Source organism: Allomuricauda sp. ARW1Y1 (assembly GCF_013407935.1).
Lineage (GTDB): Bacteria > Bacteroidota > Bacteroidia > Flavobacteriales > Flavobacteriaceae > Flagellimonas.
In genome coordinates this window covers 20,225-36,891 of the sequence record NZ_JACBZU010000009.1, presented here as the reverse complement: position 1 = coordinate 36,891, position 16,667 = coordinate 20,225, and the positions used below count along the sequence as shown (strand labels likewise).

The 16,667-nt window shown below is 43.7% G+C and carries 13 protein-coding genes; 6 read left to right on the top strand and 7 right to left on the bottom strand.

The features are described 5' to 3' along the window. Window positions 1-328: 328 nt before the first annotated feature. The 3 genes from GGE08_RS15830 to GGE08_RS15820 form a co-directional block, all read right to left on the bottom strand. Window positions 329-2,377 (bottom strand): putative porin, encoded by a 2,049-nt coding sequence (locus tag GGE08_RS15830; protein WP_257024060.1) that lies wholly within the window; start codon window positions 2,375-2,377, stop codon window positions 329-331. 115 nt (window positions 2,378-2,492) lie between these two features. Then, window positions 2,493-3,911 (bottom strand): hypothetical protein, encoded by a 1,419-nt coding sequence (locus GGE08_RS15825; RefSeq protein ID WP_179385859.1) that lies wholly within the window; start codon window positions 3,909-3,911, stop codon window positions 2,493-2,495. A 15-nt stretch (window positions 3,912-3,926) separates the two neighbouring features. Continuing rightward, the gene (locus GGE08_RS15820) at window positions 3,927-6,740 is read right to left on the bottom strand and encodes a TonB-dependent receptor domain-containing protein (RefSeq protein WP_179385858.1); all 2,814 of its coding nucleotides are present in this window, start codon (window positions 6,738-6,740) and stop codon (window positions 3,927-3,929) included. 234 nt (window positions 6,741-6,974) lie between these two features. On the opposite strand from GGE08_RS15820, the gene GGE08_RS15815 reads away from it, so the two are divergent. The 4 genes from GGE08_RS15815 to GGE08_RS15800 all read left to right on the top strand — a co-directional run bounded on the left by GGE08_RS15815 (window position 6,975) and on the right by GGE08_RS15800 (window position 12,197). Continuing rightward, window positions 6,975-7,571 carry a ribonuclease HII gene (locus GGE08_RS15815; RefSeq protein WP_179385857.1) on the top strand — a complete coding sequence of 199 codons (597 nt, stop codon included), beginning with the start codon at window positions 6,975-6,977 and terminating at the stop codon, window positions 7,569-7,571. A 29-nt stretch (window positions 7,572-7,600) separates the two neighbouring features. Next, window positions 7,601-10,054 carry a ribonuclease HII gene (locus GGE08_RS15810; protein WP_179385856.1) on the top strand — a complete coding sequence of 818 codons (2,454 nt, stop codon included), beginning with the start codon at window positions 7,601-7,603 and terminating at the stop codon, window positions 10,052-10,054. Between the two features lie 122 nt (window positions 10,055-10,176). Continuing rightward, on the top strand, window positions 10,177-11,490 hold the full coding sequence (locus tag GGE08_RS15805) for an OmpA family protein (RefSeq protein WP_179385855.1): 1,314 nt from the start codon (window positions 10,177-10,179) through the stop codon (window positions 11,488-11,490). Between the two features lie 14 nt (window positions 11,491-11,504). Beyond that, window positions 11,505-12,197: a hypothetical protein gene (locus GGE08_RS15800; RefSeq protein ID WP_179385854.1), complete on the top strand. Its 693-nt coding sequence runs from the start codon at window positions 11,505-11,507 to the stop codon at window positions 12,195-12,197. 53 nt (window positions 12,198-12,250) lie between these two features. Here GGE08_RS15800 and GGE08_RS15795 read toward each other — a convergent pair whose 3' ends face one another. From GGE08_RS15795 to GGE08_RS15780, 4 genes are all read right to left on the bottom strand, one after another. After that, complete coding sequence (locus GGE08_RS15795; protein ID WP_179385853.1) at window positions 12,251-12,934, bottom strand: hypothetical protein; 684 nt, start codon at window positions 12,932-12,934, stop codon at window positions 12,251-12,253. A 144-nt stretch (window positions 12,935-13,078) separates the two neighbouring features. Next, a complete protein-coding gene (gene lipB / locus GGE08_RS15790; protein ID WP_179385852.1) occupies window positions 13,079-13,795 on the bottom strand; it encodes a lipoyl(octanoyl) transferase LipB in 717 nt (238 codons plus the stop codon). Between the two features lie 32 nt (window positions 13,796-13,827). Continuing rightward, window positions 13,828-14,565, bottom strand: a complete 738-nt coding sequence (locus GGE08_RS15785) for a hypothetical protein (RefSeq protein WP_179385851.1) — start codon at window positions 14,563-14,565, stop codon at window positions 13,828-13,830. A 146-nt stretch (window positions 14,566-14,711) separates the two neighbouring features. Beyond that, window positions 14,712-14,867, bottom strand: coding sequence for a YqaE/Pmp3 family membrane protein (locus tag GGE08_RS15780; protein WP_090291467.1), 156 nt, complete (start codon window positions 14,865-14,867; stop codon window positions 14,712-14,714). A 92-nt stretch (window positions 14,868-14,959) separates the two neighbouring features. On the opposite strand from GGE08_RS15780, the gene GGE08_RS15775 reads away from it, so the two are divergent. Both GGE08_RS15775 and GGE08_RS15770 read left to right on the top strand, forming a co-directional pair. Then, window positions 14,960-16,021 carry a response regulator transcription factor gene (locus GGE08_RS15775; RefSeq protein ID WP_179385850.1) on the top strand — a complete coding sequence of 354 codons (1,062 nt, stop codon included), beginning with the start codon at window positions 14,960-14,962 and terminating at the stop codon, window positions 16,019-16,021. 81 nt (window positions 16,022-16,102) lie between these two features. Continuing rightward, a complete protein-coding gene (locus GGE08_RS15770) occupies window positions 16,103-16,645 on the top strand; it encodes a thioredoxin family protein (protein ID WP_179385849.1) in 543 nt (180 codons plus the stop codon). Window positions 16,646-16,667 lie beyond the last annotated feature (22 nt).

Here is a 16,667-nt window from a genome sequence, read left to right as displayed (position 1 = left end):
GCGTTCATCCTGAGCCAGGATCAAACTCTTCATTGTATTTCCTTGAATGTCTGTCCGACACCCGGAAATCCCGAGTCCCCGCATCAAAATGGTTCTTTCTTAATTCTACGCTGTCGTTACAATATGTATATGAACTTCTTGTCTTTTTTCTTTCAAAACACCTCTTTCGGTCTTTCAAAAGCGCCTTGCCTTATCAGCTAAGCGGGTGCAAATATACGCACCTTATTTCCTTACCACAAAATGTTTTTCGATATTTTTTTTGAAAAAAATCCGATTAATTTCTAAGTGCTTGTTTTCCAGTGATTCCTTTTTACGATCTCCCAAAAAATTATGAAAAGAAATTCCAGACCAACCCAAATCTGATCACAAAATCACGATAGGGATAATTGGGCGCCGAGTAGTAATTGGGCTCTGAAAAAATGGAATTCAGGTGTTCGGCCTTTAAATAAATCCTTGTTTGTCTCACTTTGGCATTTATAAAAAGATCTAACAATGGATATCCGCCAAACTCTTCATTGTTCTGAATATAGAATTCGCCCAACAGCGGATTGTAGGCATTCATATTATATGCGGTAAAATACTTAAAGGTCACCCCTGTTTGGATAAACATTGCCTTTTTAAAGACATCGCTGGAAAAATACAGACTGTTCCTTGTCACTACTTCCGGAAGATTGAGTACTTGGGCATCTTGGGCAACGCTTTGATACATGACCGTATTCATCAAGGCCCATTTGCGCCATTTTACCTCTTTTTGATATTTCACCTTTAGGTGATTCACGGTGCCCGATTCCTGAAAAGGCCTTACAAAAGCCGTTTCTTGCCCCAACCCTATTTGCTCTTCATTGGCCGTTGATGCGAAGTAAGTGTAATTCTCCAATGTACTGAATTCCGCTGTTAAATACCCTAGCATTTTGGATTCCAAACCAAATTTGATGCTCTTTGTCCGTACATTCTCAAAAGTATCCGTGTTTTGCCAGTTGAAGTTGCGGTAGTCACTCTGATATAACAAATAATTAAAATCGGGCATACGCGACGATAGGTGTATGGAACCGGTTACCGAATGATTCTCGCCCAATCGATATCTGGCAAAGGCATCCAAATTGTTTCCCGTAAGCTCACCCGATACCGTATAATTAACATCCCCCTCCAGATACAAAGGTCCAATGGTATTACTGTAACTTCCTCCTACAGAAATCTCTTCTCCCTGCAATTTATTTTGAATGGTCTCTTCCTCCGTGATCAGGACACTGTTGAAGAAGTAATTATAGTTGAACAATCCAATATTGCCCGACAGTTTTCCCAACGTCCTATTTGAAAATTCCACGGTACCTTTATTGAACATGGTCTTCAGCCTTGCCCTGTCCCTGATGGGAACCAAAAATGGGTCTTGACCCAATGCATCATTTTGTTGGGTTTGCTCAAAATCATAAAGTTTGGTCTCGTAACTAAATTCGTGACCAAGGGCCAAGGTTGTTGGATTGGTATCAACAGAATCTCTTTTTGCGTTGACCAATTTGAACCGTTGGTCCAAGAAATATCGCTTGCCCAATATTTTGTTGTTCGCATTTTCATAAAGCGGGTCAATCTTGGCCCGATCTTGAAAATCGGGTTGATCATCCTCAAATTGGCTCCGATCTCGGAGACCACCACTTTCTTCCGTTCGCATATCCTGCGCGGCAATGTGTCCCCTGAGACTATATCGTCCATTTTGGGAAAGATAATTGAAGGTGACCCTGAATTTTCCGTCCTCTGCTTCTTCGTACCTATATTTTCCCAAGGACCTAAAACCATTGTAGGCCACTGATGCATTGAACCGTTCGGAAATATTGAAAGTGAGCAACGCATCCAAATACTGCCCTTGCTCCATGGTCGTCTTGAACATGAGTTCAGTCATGGGTGTCGGGACATTATAATAGTTGATGTCCTCTTTTTCAAAATAACCAGGGTGCTTGGCCGTTGCGCCAATTCTTGGGTAATAAGGTGTCGATACAAAGCTTTTGCCCAACTCATTATAAGGTTGCCCCATATTGGCAAAGGGCATTAACTCAAAATCATCTTCCCTTAAATAATTGTAGATATAATCCTTTCTGATAGTCAAAGTGGTATCGACATAAGTCGTATCCCTTTGATATGAGATGATCTTGTAATCGTTTATGGTGACGGAATCCTTCTGTTTTGATTCCATTTTGGTTCTACGTTCTTCCTTTGCCCTGCGCCTATCAGCATCCATTGGAGCAGCTTCAGTTTTTGGAAGTGTGAGGGAATCTTTGATTTGAAGCCTTGTAGAGTCCCCCTCTTTTTGCGGAGGAATCGAATCTTGCTGTGCCAAGACCGATTGGCCAATCAATAAAAGTAGGGTCAATGCTAAAAATCTCATTCCTTGATATTGGTTGGGCAAAGGTAAAAGTTTTGTTTCTAAAGAAATGTGAAAAGTTGAGACATAAAAAAACCCCCGCTGCTGGCGGGGGTCCTTTATTTTTAATGCGCTATTCCTATTCAAAAGGAACTACGGCATCCGATGTTTTGTTGTTCACCAAAATCTGGTTCAAATCGATTACGGTACTCGCAGTAGTTGAACCTGGCTCGTAGTTGATGGCATCAAGGTCACCTACTACAGCAGCAATAAAAGAAGGGATTACCGGAGTTGTACCCAAGTCACCTTCATTGATGTTCTCGTTCAACAGAATCTCGTTCTCGTCGATAACCAATTTAACACCCATGTCCACAAATCGTAGACCTTCGGCAATGAACACCTCTTGTCTAGTGCGGTACAATAGTGCCAATCCAGCATCGTCATCCTGCATGGCAGCAACGTCGGCAGCGGTCAAGGAAGTTCCAGAAACTGAAGGAACATCCACGTTTCCATCCTGACGGGACAATACAAGTCCAGCTCTACCATTTACGATAATATCATCGCTATCTGGCCTTGAACCTTCATCAACCTGGGAACGTTGCTCGATGGAATCATCGATGTTTCTAACCTCCCTTGTGTCGATCAAATCCAATAGATTGTTCAAGTTGGTTCTGGCCGCAGTGATGTTATTGTCTGCCAATGCAGCTTCAGCCAAAATCAAATAAGCCTCTTCCGCTTTTAGATAATGCACGGGAGCATCTTGCGAAGTACTCAAGAAAGAATACTTTGGATCCAAGAAGTCCAAGGTGGGCAATGGCTGTAAATCATCGAAGGTTGCTCTTTGGTAAAGGGCGTTTTCGAAAATGTTTACAGGACCGTTCGCCTGATCGAACAATACAAATCGGTCAAAATCACCACTCAAGCCAAGTGCGGCGGTGGCAGCAGCTACTGCTTCGTTCTTGTTGCCCAAATAGTAGTTTGCCCTTGCCTTGGCCAGATGATATTCTGGTTGAGGGTTGAGCGCGATGGCAGCGTCAAAAGAAGCAATTGCATTTTGATAATGCTCATTTGCGGTAATTGGAACACCTGTAGGTTCTGCTGGCAATGCGGAAAAATACATTGCGGACATCAAATAGGACATTCCTTCGAAAAAGTTGAACTCTGCCTCGGTAGCGGTGTCATAGTTAGGGTCACCAGGACCTACTTGGGCAAGACCAAATACAGCCAGTTCTCGCAAACGCTGAATCTGACGCTGGGTATCCCTCATGTCAGGATCCGTAATCTGGATTTCCAGACCGTCCATAAACTGGTTGAAGAACGTCTGTGTGTTTACATAGTTGTCCGAACCTAGCTCCGAAAGAACCAAGGTTTCGTTGAACGCGATTGCCAACTGTCTTTCAAGTCCTGAAAGCCAGATGGAGGCCGAGTTGGGCTGCCCCACTACGGAAGACTCCGATAGGTTGGGGTTTTCAACCTCTTTAAAGTCCACTACATCGCCAAAGTCGCCTGTACAGCTAATGGCCAGTATGGATAGAGAAAATATGATCAGTTTTTTCATCGTTATCTTTTTTTATTAAAATTGAAACCTTAGCGAGGCTACATAAGTTCTTGGTGCGGACTCCGTACCGTAGGCAAAACCACCACTGGCAAAACCGTTCTGTGCTGTAATACCGGAACCTGTGGTCTCAGGGTCAAAGTTACCTGCCGTCCAGTTGAACGGATTGGTCACGGTTACGCCCAAACGAATGTTGCTGAACAATGGCTTGGCGATATCACCGAAGTTGTACGAAGCACCGATGTTTCTAACTTTCAAGAAGTCGTTGTCGAACACAAAGAAGTTCACGTAGTTGAAAGGAGATGTTGTTCCAATCAAATCTTCTGGGATTCCAGTGTTGTCAGTTCCTCTCAAGTGTCTCAACAAGAAGCTCAAATCGGTGATCTGACCTCCAAATTGATAATCGGCTGTCGCGAAGAAGTTGAAATCTCCCCAAGTGTAGTTAAGTCCCATGGAACCAAAGTTCGGGGCGAAAGTATCTCCTAGAGGCGTATTTGGCTCAAAGGAGTAAGTACCATCTTCCTGAAGGATTGCTGCAGTACCCCTTAGGTAACCCAAGCTCTGTCCTTCTTCCACTACTGATCCCAATACGGTGAAACCACCCACAACGAATGCCGGTGCACCTCCTGAATCGGTCACCAAGTTTTCGTTGGTGTTATAGGATAGGTTAACACTCAAAGTGTGCTTGTCCGTTTGGATCGGAGTCGCTCTCAACTCAAATTCGTAACCTTTGTTCTCCACCTCACCAATGTTCTGGATCTGGTTCAACTGACCTGTTGAAGGCGCTGACTGAGGTGTAAACAATGCATCTTCAGTGATACCCACATATCGGGTACCGCTCAAGAACAACCTGTTGCTGAAGAAACCAAGTTCCACACCAAATTCCGTGGTCTTTACACGCTCGGATACCAACTCATCATTACCAGGGTTGGCAAAGGTAAAGGAAGGTCCTCCCAAGAATGGGTTCTGGGCAAAGGTCCTGTCCTGCAAAAACGGCTGTGCAAAGTTGGTAGCCTCACCGTAGTTGGCACGCAACTTCACAGTAGAAAGTATATTGCTGATACCTGCATCCCTGTAAAAATCGTGGTCGCTCAAGTTATAGGTAAGACCGATTTTAGGAAGGAAAAGTGGATCGGTATTGGAACCGGAAGCCGTGTTCCTATCCAATCTACCACCCAATTCCAAGAAGGCCACATCGTAGATACCGATGTTCTCCAAGAAGTACAGACCGTAGTTCGCGTTTTCAAGAACGAAATCCGAGAACGCTTGCTCTGAGAAGTTGTTCAAGGAACGGGTCCCATCAACACCTCCAGAACCGTCAAGCCTGTTCTGTCTGTCAGAAGTTCTAAAGAACTGCCCACCTAGAATACTTACAAAAGAGAAGTTTTCCAAATCGGCTGTATGCGTAATGTTTACGTCAGTAGTCAAGGTGAATGCAGAACGCAACACCCTGCTCAAACTACCTTGATCGGTAGTACCAGGAGCAATAGCACCAAGCTCCACCAAAAGGGCATTGCTTTGCAATTCTTCCTGAACTGTATTCCTGTTATCGATACCGATGGTGGCGTTCACCTGTAGGTTATCGTTGATATCATAAATGAACTTATTGGAAGCGGTGATACGGTTGGTGGTGCTGGTAATGTCTACCAACTCACCAATTCTTCTGTATCTGGCCACCTCATCTTGCCATTCAGCATCCGTAAATTCATCTGTTGCTCCCCTTGCGGAGCCTTCTATCCCAGAAAAACGCGAAAAACTTGTGTTTGCGTTGTAATCCAAGTTAGATTCGAAATTCACAAAAGAGAAAGACCCTTGGTACTGTAATCTGTCGGTTACCTTTGCGGTCAATCCGAAAGTAAAGGACCTTCTTGTTTGCTCATTGATGTCATTGAAGCTATCATCGGTATACAAGTTACCGGCGAAGTTATAGGAGAATTTCTCAGAACCTCCGTTCAATCCAACCTTCATCTCTTGGGAAAGTCCCGGCTCAAAAATAGCCTCAGCAGTTCTGTCGTATCTCAAGAAATCCTTAGTGGCTTTAATCACCCCAAGATTGGTTTCGAAATAGGCTGAACTTTTTCCATCCTTACCTTTTTTGGTAATGATTTGGATAACACCGTTCGCAGCATCCGCACCGTACAATGTAGTTGCGGCACCACCTTTAATGTATTCGATTTTTTCGATGGACTCCACTGGGATATCCGCAAGGGCCGAAACGTTCGCACCACCTGTTCCAATACCCAACTGGGGGTTGGAGTTCAAGTTATCCACACGGATACCATCAATAATGATTACCGGAGTGGCAGATGAAGCAGCAGAAATTGGACCCCTTGTCCTGATCAAAGCTGCAGTACCAGGCTGACCGGAACTCAAGCGAATCTGTGCACTTGGAGTGGTCGACTGTAATAACTGGTCAATCTGGTTGGCAGGCAATTTGTCGATTTCCTCGGCATCCAAAACGTCAACCGTTGTAGACAACTTTCTTCTGGCGATACCAGAACCCTGACCGGTTACAATAACCTCTTCCAACGCCTGGGCGTCGGCTTCCATTTGTACATCGATGGTGGATGAAGCTCCTACAGTCCTATCAACGGTCTTTTGACCAATGTAGCTGAAGCGCAATACTTGCCCCTCACTGACCGAGATAGAATAATTACCATCAAAATCTGTTTGTGTTCCGTTGGTCGTTCCAACAACCAAAATGGAAACACCAGGTAAAGGCAGACCTGTGTCGTCCGTCACGTTACCTGAAACTGTTTTCTCTTGTCCGAAAGAGAAAGACATACATAACACCAAAAAAGGTGTCAGCATCCATGCTAACTTAGCTTTCATTTATTTCATTTTTTGAATTAGTCCAGCCCAAAAGTCAATATAAAAAGTTAATATTCAAAAAAATTAACACCACCAACAATCGTATATTAGCGCAGTATCCATCAGGGTTTTTCATAATTTTAACAGAATATTCGCAAGCTAAAGCCTTATAAATAGGATATGTAGGAATTTTTTTAACTTTTCATTAATAATTATGTTTTTTCCAACCAACACACTGTTAAATTTTTAAGAAATATGTTAAAATCGTGTTACCGAACCTTTTTTGAAGCAGGAACCGATGAAGCTGGCAGGGGATGCCTAGCTGGTCCAGTGACCGCTGCGGCCATTATTTTGCCCGAAAAATTCAACCACAACACCTTAAATGATTCCAAACAGCTTTCAGAGGCCAAACGGACCCTTTTAAAACCAATTTTGGAAGAAGAAGCAGTCTGTTTTTCTGTAAGTCATGTTTTTCAAGAGGAAATTGATGAAATCAATATTCTAAACGCTTCTTTTTTGGCCATGCACCGAGCCATTGCACAGTTAAGCCCACAACCAGAATTCTTAATCGTGGACGGCAATCGTTTTAAGCCCTATCCTAAAATCGAACACCAATGCATAATAAAAGGAGACAGCAAGTATATGAGCATTGCGGCCGCATCCGTTTTGGCCAAAACCTACCGTGATGAATACATGGCACGTATACATGAAGAGTTCCCAATGTACAATTGGAAAAAAAACAAAGGCTATCCTACCAAAGAGCATAGGGAGGCCATTAGAACATACGGCCTTACCAAGTACCACAGAAAAAGCTTTAGGCAACTCCCTGAACAGTTGTCACTGGATATTTAAAAACCCTAACTTTGTATGAAACTTCAAGAATGAGATTAAAGGTACTTTTCTGCTTGCTCCCCGTTTTGATTGCTTCGTGCACAAAAGAGGTGAAGACCAAAGACTCCCTTCTTCAACATTTACCGCCCAACCCATCGCTTGTCGTAAAAATCAATAACCTCACCAATTTTAGAAGCGAGCTCAAAAACAATACCTTTTTGAAGGATGTGGAACAGCTCTCGCACCTGAACGACATCCTATCCAAAGTCAAAGGCCTTGAACATCTTTCTACCGACAAAACAACGGCACTTGGTATTTACGAAGTGGGAAAGGACCATTATGATTACATTCTAGTCGCAAAAAACAACGCGGACCTGTTCAATGTCGATAGCATTGCCAATAAAACTATAGAATCCATCACCTACGAAGGGACCACAATAACCAAATACACTTTGGATGGACTGGAAGTTTTTGGGGTACGAAAAGAAAACGACATGGTCATGAGCTCCTCCCAAATGCTCATCGAGAACATGGTCCGTATGAGCGGGAACCAAAAAACAGACCCCAATCTGGAAAAGCTTTACGAAACGAGTGCTACGGATAAATCGGCAACACTCTTCCTAAACCCTGAAGGAAATATCTCTTTGCTTTCCCTAAAGGAAAACAACGATGCCAACAAACCATTCTCTTCATGGATTTCCTTGGATTTTACCGCCAATTCAGATGAAGTGAACCTCAACGGAGTGGCCATGGCCACTGACTCCACCAAAACCTTTATCAATCTGTTCAAGGGCACTTCCCCCCTTGCCAATAAAACTGCTGCCTATGCCCCACTCAATGCACAAGCCATCATTTCCTATACCTTTGACGACTATAGGGTATTTGCCAACAACCAGAACTCTTATTTGGACAGGGTAAAACAAACTGATTCCCTCTTCAACACCATCGAAGAGGTAGGCATTATTTATTCGAACAACAAAAAGACGGTGCTCTTAAAATCGTATGGTACCGAAGGCCTCTACGATTATTTGGACAGTAAAAAAGTGGCCTCACAAAACTATCAGGGCAACGAGATCTTGGAACTGCAGGAGCCTAAACTCATTACCGAACACTTCACACCCCTAGTTAAAAATTTTGAGGCCAACTTTTGTACGGTCATTGAAAACAGCTTTATTTTTTCAGAGGATAAAGAAGCGTTACAGACCATCATCAGCAGCCACAAAAGTTCTTCTTCTTTTGATAAGGAACAGGGTTATTTAACCGCCAAAGCTTACATGGCCAACGAGTCCAGTATGCTTTTTATTTCCAATGCTGCGGGCATCGATTTTTTTACCGAGGCGGAACTTTCCGAAGATGTGGCAGAAGATATCGTAAATGACGACCTGAACGACTTGGTCTTTGCTTCGCAAATGGTGATGGACAATGGCTTTGGCCATTTCAATTTGCTGACTTCCAAAATCAAACAGAGCCAAGAGAAAAATGCGGTATCCCCCTTGTTCACCTTGGAACTCAACACCGATTTGGCCACCGATCCACAATTCGTGAAAAACCACAGGACCAACGAACAGGAAATCGTGGTGCAGGACCAAAATAATGTGCTTTACCTTATTTCCAACGACGGAAAGGTGCTGTGGACCAAACAACTGGACGGTCGAATTCAAGGGGACATCCAACAAGTTGACATCTACAAGAATGGAAAATTGCAGATGGCCTTTACTACCAACGATCAATTTATGGTACTTGACCGCAACGGCGACGAGGTGGCCCCATTCAAAATTGATTTTGAGGGAGGCAACCTAAATCCATTGGCCGTTTTTGATTATGATGGAAGCCGGAACTATCGCTTTGTAGTGACCCAAGGCCGAAAAGTATTCATGTACAACAATCAAGGAAAAATTGTGCGCGGCTTTACCTTTACCGAAGCACCCAGCAATATTTTGGGTGCGCCCAAACACTTTAGGGTAGGCAACAAGGACTACCTTGTCTTTAGATTGGACAACAGCACCATCCGCATTTTGCACCGTGTAGGTAGCGACCGCATCAAGGTGCCGGAAAAAATCGACTTTTCCAATAACGATGTGTTTCTGTACAAGGACAAATTCACGGTGACCAACAAAACAGGAGTGCTCCACCAAATCGATACCAACGGAAAACTGGTCGCAACGAATTTCAACCTAAATCCAGATCACGGTTTTTACGCCACCAGCAACACCTTGGTGTTTATGGACGATAATGTGCTGAGCATTAAGGGCAAAAAAGTGGAACTGGAACTTGGCGTGTATTCCAAGCCTGAGATTTTTTATATCTACGATAAAATCTATGTGGGCGTAACGGATATCCAAAACCGTCAAATCTATTTGTTCGACAGCCAAGCAGAGCCCATCCCCAATTTTCCCGTATTCGGCAGTTCCATGATCGACCTTACCGACATGGACAACGACAAACAATTGGAATTGGTAGCAAAAGATCAGGACAATTCCCTGATTGTGTACAAAATAAACTAGCCGTCCATCTGGATGCGACTTATACAATAGTTGCTACGAAACATACATTTTTGATTTCAAGAAGGGTTTCATTTTAGTAATTTGGGTGGAATTGCTTTATCAACAAACTAAAACACTTAGAAATGAAAACCTCCAACAAACTATTCTGCTGTTTGTCCTTTGCCCTTTTGCTGGGCACTAGTGCTGAGGCCCAATTCTTTAAAAAATTGGCCAAAAAAGCGGAAAAGGCAGCCGAACGAACGGTTGAACGCCGAGTAGAACAAGAAACCTCCAAAAAAACAGACCAGGCCCTCGATAGTATCCTGGAACCCGGTTCTGGCGGAAATACGCCAGGAAACACACCCGGCAATGAAAATACCAACGGGAATGCAGATGGCAATCCCTCCACTACGGGACCCATGACCACTGGGCCAAAAACCATGGAAGTCTATAGTAAATTTGACTTTGTTCCAGGGGACAAGCCACTTTTTTATGATGATTTCAACGATGATTTTATGGGTGATTTCCCATCCAAATGGAACACCAATGGTTCTGGAGAAGTAGTAACAGTAGGAGACCTTCCCGGAAAATGGTATTCCGTGGCCAATAGAAGTCTTACGATTCCCAATCTGGGCACTCAACTCCCAGAGGACTTTACCATAGAATTCGACCTCAAAGTCGTTAATTTGAGTAGAAATACAGGCTCCGGTGCCGTTCTGGGCATTTACCTTTCCGAGACCGATGGGTTGACGACAAACGAAAACAATGCATTGGCCAACCTCAATTTTTGCCAATACATCGCAATCGGGGTAAGAGTTGACAATAATTTTAGGGGAGACCCTGCCCCCATACAAAACACTTTACAGCAAGATCTACGTCAATTATATCAAGATGTAGTGCATGTATCCATAGCGGTAAACAAAAACCGCTACAGGCTTTGGCTCAATGAAAACAAAATTGCCGACCTACCGCAGTTTATCGTAAAACCGGAATTGATCAACTACCTGAAGTTTTACGTGAATGGCATCGACAAGCAAAAAAGACAGGAGCAAGTGTTGATCAGCAACCTAAAGATTGCCGAAGGTGGTGTGGATCTTCGTAGAAAATTGATGTCCGAAGGTAAAATTTCCACCAACGGAATCCTTTTCAATTCAGGTTCGGCAGACATTCTACCACAATCGATGGGTATCATCCGGCAGATTTCACAAGTGCTGAACCAAGATGGTTCCATCCAACTGAATATTGTGGGGCATACCGATTCCGATGGCTCCGATGAAAGCAACATGACGCTTTCCAAAAGTCGGGCAGAGTCCGTTAAAAAGGCATTGGTATCTGTTTATGGTATTTCTCCGGACCGATTGACTTCTGAAGGGAAAGGCGAAACCGAGCCTGTTGCCGATAATACCTCTGCGCAGGGCAAAGCACAGAACCGCAGAGTTGAATTCATTAAAAAATAACACCGAACAAACACATGAAACGATATTTAATTCTTGTGCTGCTTGCGATATTCGCAGCACACACATCCAATGCACAAAACAGCTGCAGCACCTATTACCCTTTGGTGGATGGTGCCAATTTCCAATACACCAATTACGATAAAAAAGGAAGGGAAGAAGGTCAGATCAATTATACCATCACCGATGTGGAAAGCAATGGGGAAAATGTAAGCGCCACCATGCAAATGGAGTTTGTGGACAAAAAAGGGAACAGTTTCCTGTCTGATTACAACATGGTCTGTGAGGGCAATGTGGTAAAAATTGACTTCAAGTCTCTAATGAACGAGCAGATGCTCAGCCAAATGGGCGATGTGGAAATGGATATTTCCGGAACCGATGTGGAATTACCCAACAATCTTTCCGTGGGTCAAGAACTGCCCGATGCCAATATGCAGGTCAAAATGAAAATGGGCGGCGCCATTAATATGAACACCAATGTGGAGACCATCAACCGTAAAGTGGAAAAGCGGGAAAGCGTGAACACGCCAGCCGGCACGTTTGACTGTTATGTGATCTACAGCGAGACCAAGACCAAAATGATGATGACCAACCAAACCTTTCCTTCCCGTATATGGTTGGCCGAAGGCGTAGGGATGGTCAAACAGGAATCCTATAATAAGAATGGGAAACTGATGGGCAGCTCCTTACTTACCCAATTCAGTAAATAGGAAGTCTTTATTTTATGACAATCAAGAACCGAGGCAAATGCCTCGGTTTTTTGTTAGTCCTTTTTGTTGGGCAAGGGAGAAATCATGATATGCGCACGATGCGTCCCCGGGTTCATGATCCAAGGGTGATTGGATCCTATGGGTTGTTCCGGTAAACCCGTAGACTCCGCCGTGGCAAAAGGCAAATACACCACATAGCGGTACTGGGCATCTTCCACTTCGTGGGTTTCCGGGTCGTAGCGGTCGCCCTCACCATAATAGATGTGCAACGTAGCTCCAGGTATTCCCATATCCAACTTGCCCGATTTGGCCTCTTCTTCACGGATATCAAAAATTTCCGGCCCTGTTTTGCCCTCGGCCCGCAATTCACGTCCCCTAGCCATAAACGGCTCCAGGCTTTTGTGGTAGCAAGCCGCATTAAAGCCTGATTTTTTGGGGTCATCCGCAAGCACAATGAATTCGTTATCCCCCTCCTTGAGCGTCACAAACTCACCGGCCATATTATAGCCAATGACCTTGCACCCATCACGACTTGCTGCTGGCGCAGCCATTAGCGAAGTGGCAATCAGGGCCTCATCGGAATCAATGGGAACATAGTTGGTTTTTATTTCTTCGGCGGTGCTATTTTCTGTTGTTTCGGAGGTAGTGGAATTATCCGTATCCGTATTTTTTTCCGTATTGGTCTTGCAAGAGATAAAGGTTCCGACCAAAGCAATAGTTAAGAGAAATTTTTTCATGGTGCATTGAATTTGTTATTGCCGCCTCGTTCCAAAAAAGAGTGGCAACTCTTGATGGTTATTTGAAGAACTTAAGCGCCAATAGAATGTTTGAAGGAAGTTAAAGAATATTTGGGAGACGCATGCTTAAGCCAACGTAAAATTCTAAACCCCAGCCTTTTCCTTAACCAACTCCGCCTCAAAAAGCGTTGTGAAATGATAGAGCAACTTTTCCTTGACTTCGCCCATATCCACAACCTTTTGGCCAAGCTCAACATTTAGGGATGTAACCGCTTTGTCCTTGATGCCGCAGGGAATCATCAAATCAAAATAACCTAAATCGGTATTTACGTTGAGAGCGAAACCGTGCATGGTGACCCAACGGCTGGCACGAACACCCATGGCACATATTTTTCGGGCAAAGGGAGTGCCCACATCCAACCAAACACCCGTTTCTCCTTCGGAGCGTTGGCCTTTAAGACCGTAATCGGCCAAGGTCAAAATCACCATTTCCTCCAAAAAACGAAGGTATTTATGGATATCGGTAAAAAAGTTGTCCAAGTCCAAAATGGGGTAGCCCACAACCTGTCCCGGGCCATGGTAGGTAATATCTCCCCCACGATTGATCTTGTAAAAAGTAGCGCCTTTCTCCGCCAGTTTCTGTTCGTCCACCAACAAATTATTGATGTCTCCACTCTTGCCCAAGGTATACACGTGCGGGTGCTCCACGAACAAAAAATGGTTCGGTGTTTCAAGGCCTGCATCCTCCCGCCTATTGCGGACTTTGGTATCCACAATCTGCTTAAAAAGTGCTTCTTGGTAATCCCAAGTTTCCTTGTAATCCTTGAATCCTAAATCCTGTAGGGCAACCTTTTTGTTCATGCCACAAAGATACGAAGCCTTATTCTAGAAAACTACTTCTCCAGCTCTACCTCCAAATCGAGTACGGACGGGTCCTTCATCAAATCCAGAAAGTTGACTTCGTAGATCAGGGTCTTGCCATCTTGACTAAAGGTAGCCGCCTCGGCAGTGGTGGATTTTATTTTCTTGGGAAAGTGATACTTCAAGGTGTACGTTGATCCAGAAAGGAACATTTCGGCTCCTTCCAAACTGTCCAACTGTTGCTGAAAGAGCTCTTGGTCCAGAATTTCGGCCTTACGGGTAAACTTGTTCTTTTTAAAGGTGTAGTAAACCTCCGTGGGCTGTTCGGTAGGTTTCATTTGGCCTTGCTGCGGATTGGAATTGTTTCCAATGGAACTTGCATCCTGAAAAGCGGCAAAGGCATCGTTTACATCGCTAACGTCCTTAAACTCGCTGAACAGGTCAAACTTCATCACCTTTTGTTCCGGGTCCATGATCATTCGCATGTTAAATGGCTCCAATTTTTTCAATTTCTCTTGCTCTTCAAGCGGCAATTGCGCAATACTGTCCTTTTTTTCCTCTAAAAAGTCTTTGAAAGAGATAATCGAGTCAATGGGCTTTTCATTGGTCTTGGTCAACTCGTCGCCTGCCATGTCCATCATCTCCGAACCGTCAAAATTAATGGAGAGTCGACCCGAACCGTCCTCTTTCAAATGGATTTCTTCCGTAAAATTACAGGACGCGGCCAAAAGGATTAGAGCCACAAGTATGGCTAATTGAATTTTCTTCATGGTAGTTGTTTTATGGTTAGTGACACCTCTTCTGAGCTTTGCTCGATTATATTTTGAACGATAAAAGTATCATAATCGGGCAACACCTACAATCACCACAGGTAAATTTAGATGAAAAGCCATCCGATCATAAAATCAGAAGATGATTAATTCGGATTGTTCAAAATGACCAGGGCTGCAATTACCCCGGGAACCCACCCGCAAAGCGTCAGTAAAAAAACAATAAGAATAGAACCGCAGCCCTTGCCGATTACGGACAATGGAGGGAATAGAATGGCCAAAAGCACTCTCCAAAAACTCATAGGTATTCGATTTGATTGATGATACTTATAGGTAGTGAAAATGGGTGTTTTGTTACAGAAAACCACTATTTTTAACCAAAATCGGATACCAAATGCGGTTTTTCATACAAATCCTACTTGTTTTCAGCTCATCAGCGCTATGGGGACAATTCCATTTCTCGGGTCAGGTGTCCCAAGAACATGCCGGCAACCCCATTTACCTTTCCTTGGTGGAAGACTATCGCAAATCTTCAAGGGTTTATGTAGATCAAATTGTGCAAAAAGCAACGGTAGATTCCTTGGGCCATTTTGCTTTTGAAGGGGACAACCTCAATGTGCAAAACCGCATCTACCGAATCCATTTGGACGGTTGTTCCAACAATACTGGGGCCAATCATTTCTTAGGGAGATGTAACAATAGCCAGAATGTGCTATTTATCGCCAATAACACGGACACCTTGCAGTTTCCCACCTCTTTTGAGGACCAATCGCTATGCACCATAGCCTCTACCAACCCAAATTCTGGATTGCTTTTGGAAATAGAGGAACTCAAAGGCCAAATGGCCTTCGACTTTGCGGATTATCCATCAGAAGCCAACAAGAAACTGAACTTGGAGAAATGGTTCAAGACCCTTCACACCTTTGGGGAAGAAGCCAACGAACCGTTGGCAGAACTCTACATTTACGATTTTTTGTCCGACAAACGAAACGAAACCTTTCGATTTTATCTAGATGACCTCACCACCAATGAATACTACGAAAACCTTTCCGAACGATTGGACAGCACCTATCCCACGGCTACATTTACGCAACAATATGAGGCTGAAATCACCACGGACAGGGAATTGGCCGGTTTTAATCGTCCAAAATCTTCCAAATGGAATCGGACCATTATTGCTCTTTTGGCGGTTTCCCTTTTAGGGAATATCCTGTTTTTTCTTGGTAAACGGAAAAAGAACCAAGCTTCACAATTAATTGAAAGACTAACTCCCCAAGAGCAAAAAATCCTTCATTTAATGCTGGAGAACAAAACCAACAAAGAGATTGCCTCGGCGCTTTTTGTAAGCGTGAGCACCATCAAAACACACATCAACAACCTGTACAAAAAATTGGAGGTTACTTCGCGTGAGGAGATGGTGTTGCGCTTCAAAAATAAATCTCAACCCCCGGTCTAGTCCCCATTTCCAACGGGCATTTCTTCTCCCAGACCTTGATTTTAGTGAATTTGGCCGCCAAACCATAAATCACTGTAAATCATGAAACGAGTATTGACCATTTTATTTGTACTAAGCTTCATCAAAATTTCCGCACAAGAATTCAACAAGGAAGTCACCACGGAAAACGGTCGGCAATTGCTAGTGGGTCAAATCAATCTGGAAGGACTACAAACAGAACCCTACGCCAGTTGGTTCCAAAGTGGATTCGACAACTACAAAGTAGATGAAACCTTGACAACTTTACTGAAAGAAAAACTGGCCGACTACCAGATTAAATTATTTTTGGGTACTTGGTGCGGGGATAGCAAAAGGGAAGCTCCCAAATTCATCAAAATACTGGAGACCGCAGATTTCCCCATGGAGCAATTGGAAATCATTGCCCTGGATTACCGAAAAGGTCGTTACAAAACCAGTCCCACAGGCGAAGAAAAGGGCCTGAATATCATCAAAGTACCCACCATCATCTTTTTTAAGGATGGTAAAGAAGTGAACCGCATCGTGGAAAGTCCATTGGAAAGTTTGGAAGAAGATATGGCCCAAATCATTTTTCAGAAGGGCTACACACCCAATTATGCATATTAAGTTGACGGCAAGGCAAGGATTT

Bases quoted from the DNA above. Each gene is read 5' to 3' on its own strand.
- GGE08_RS15830 (WP_257024060.1), bottom strand. From the start codon at position 2,377: ATGAGATTTTTAGCATTGACCCTACTTTTATTGATTGGCCAATCGGTC.
- lipB (WP_179385852.1), bottom strand. From the start codon at position 13,795: ATGAACAAAAAGGTTGCCCTACAGGATTTAGGATTCAAGGATTACAAG.
- GGE08_RS15825 (WP_179385859.1), bottom strand. From the start codon at position 3,911: ATGAAAAAACTGATCATATTTTCTCTATCCATACTGGCCATTAGCTGT.
- GGE08_RS15805 (WP_179385855.1), top strand. From the start codon at position 10,177: ATGAAAACCTCCAACAAACTATTCTGCTGTTTGTCCTTTGCCCTTTTG.
- GGE08_RS15775 (WP_179385850.1), top strand. From the start codon at position 14,960: ATGCGGTTTTTCATACAAATCCTACTTGTTTTCAGCTCATCAGCGCTA.
- GGE08_RS15785 (WP_179385851.1), bottom strand. From the start codon at position 14,565: ATGAAGAAAATTCAATTAGCCATACTTGTGGCTCTAATCCTTTTGGCC.
- GGE08_RS15770 (WP_179385849.1), top strand. From the start codon at position 16,103: ATGAAACGAGTATTGACCATTTTATTTGTACTAAGCTTCATCAAAATT.
- GGE08_RS15780 (WP_090291467.1), bottom strand. From the start codon at position 14,867: ATGAGTTTTTGGAGAGTGCTTTTGGCCATTCTATTCCCTCCATTGTCC.
- GGE08_RS15810 (WP_179385856.1), top strand. From the start codon at position 7,601: ATGAGATTAAAGGTACTTTTCTGCTTGCTCCCCGTTTTGATTGCTTCG.
- GGE08_RS15800 (WP_179385854.1), top strand. From the start codon at position 11,505: ATGAAACGATATTTAATTCTTGTGCTGCTTGCGATATTCGCAGCACAC.
- GGE08_RS15795 (WP_179385853.1), bottom strand. From the start codon at position 12,934: ATGAAAAAATTTCTCTTAACTATTGCTTTGGTCGGAACCTTTATCTCT.
- GGE08_RS15815 (WP_179385857.1), top strand. From the start codon at position 6,975: ATGTTAAAATCGTGTTACCGAACCTTTTTTGAAGCAGGAACCGATGAA.
- GGE08_RS15820 (WP_179385858.1), bottom strand. From the start codon at position 6,740: ATGAAAGCTAAGTTAGCATGGATGCTGACACCTTTTTTGGTGTTATGT.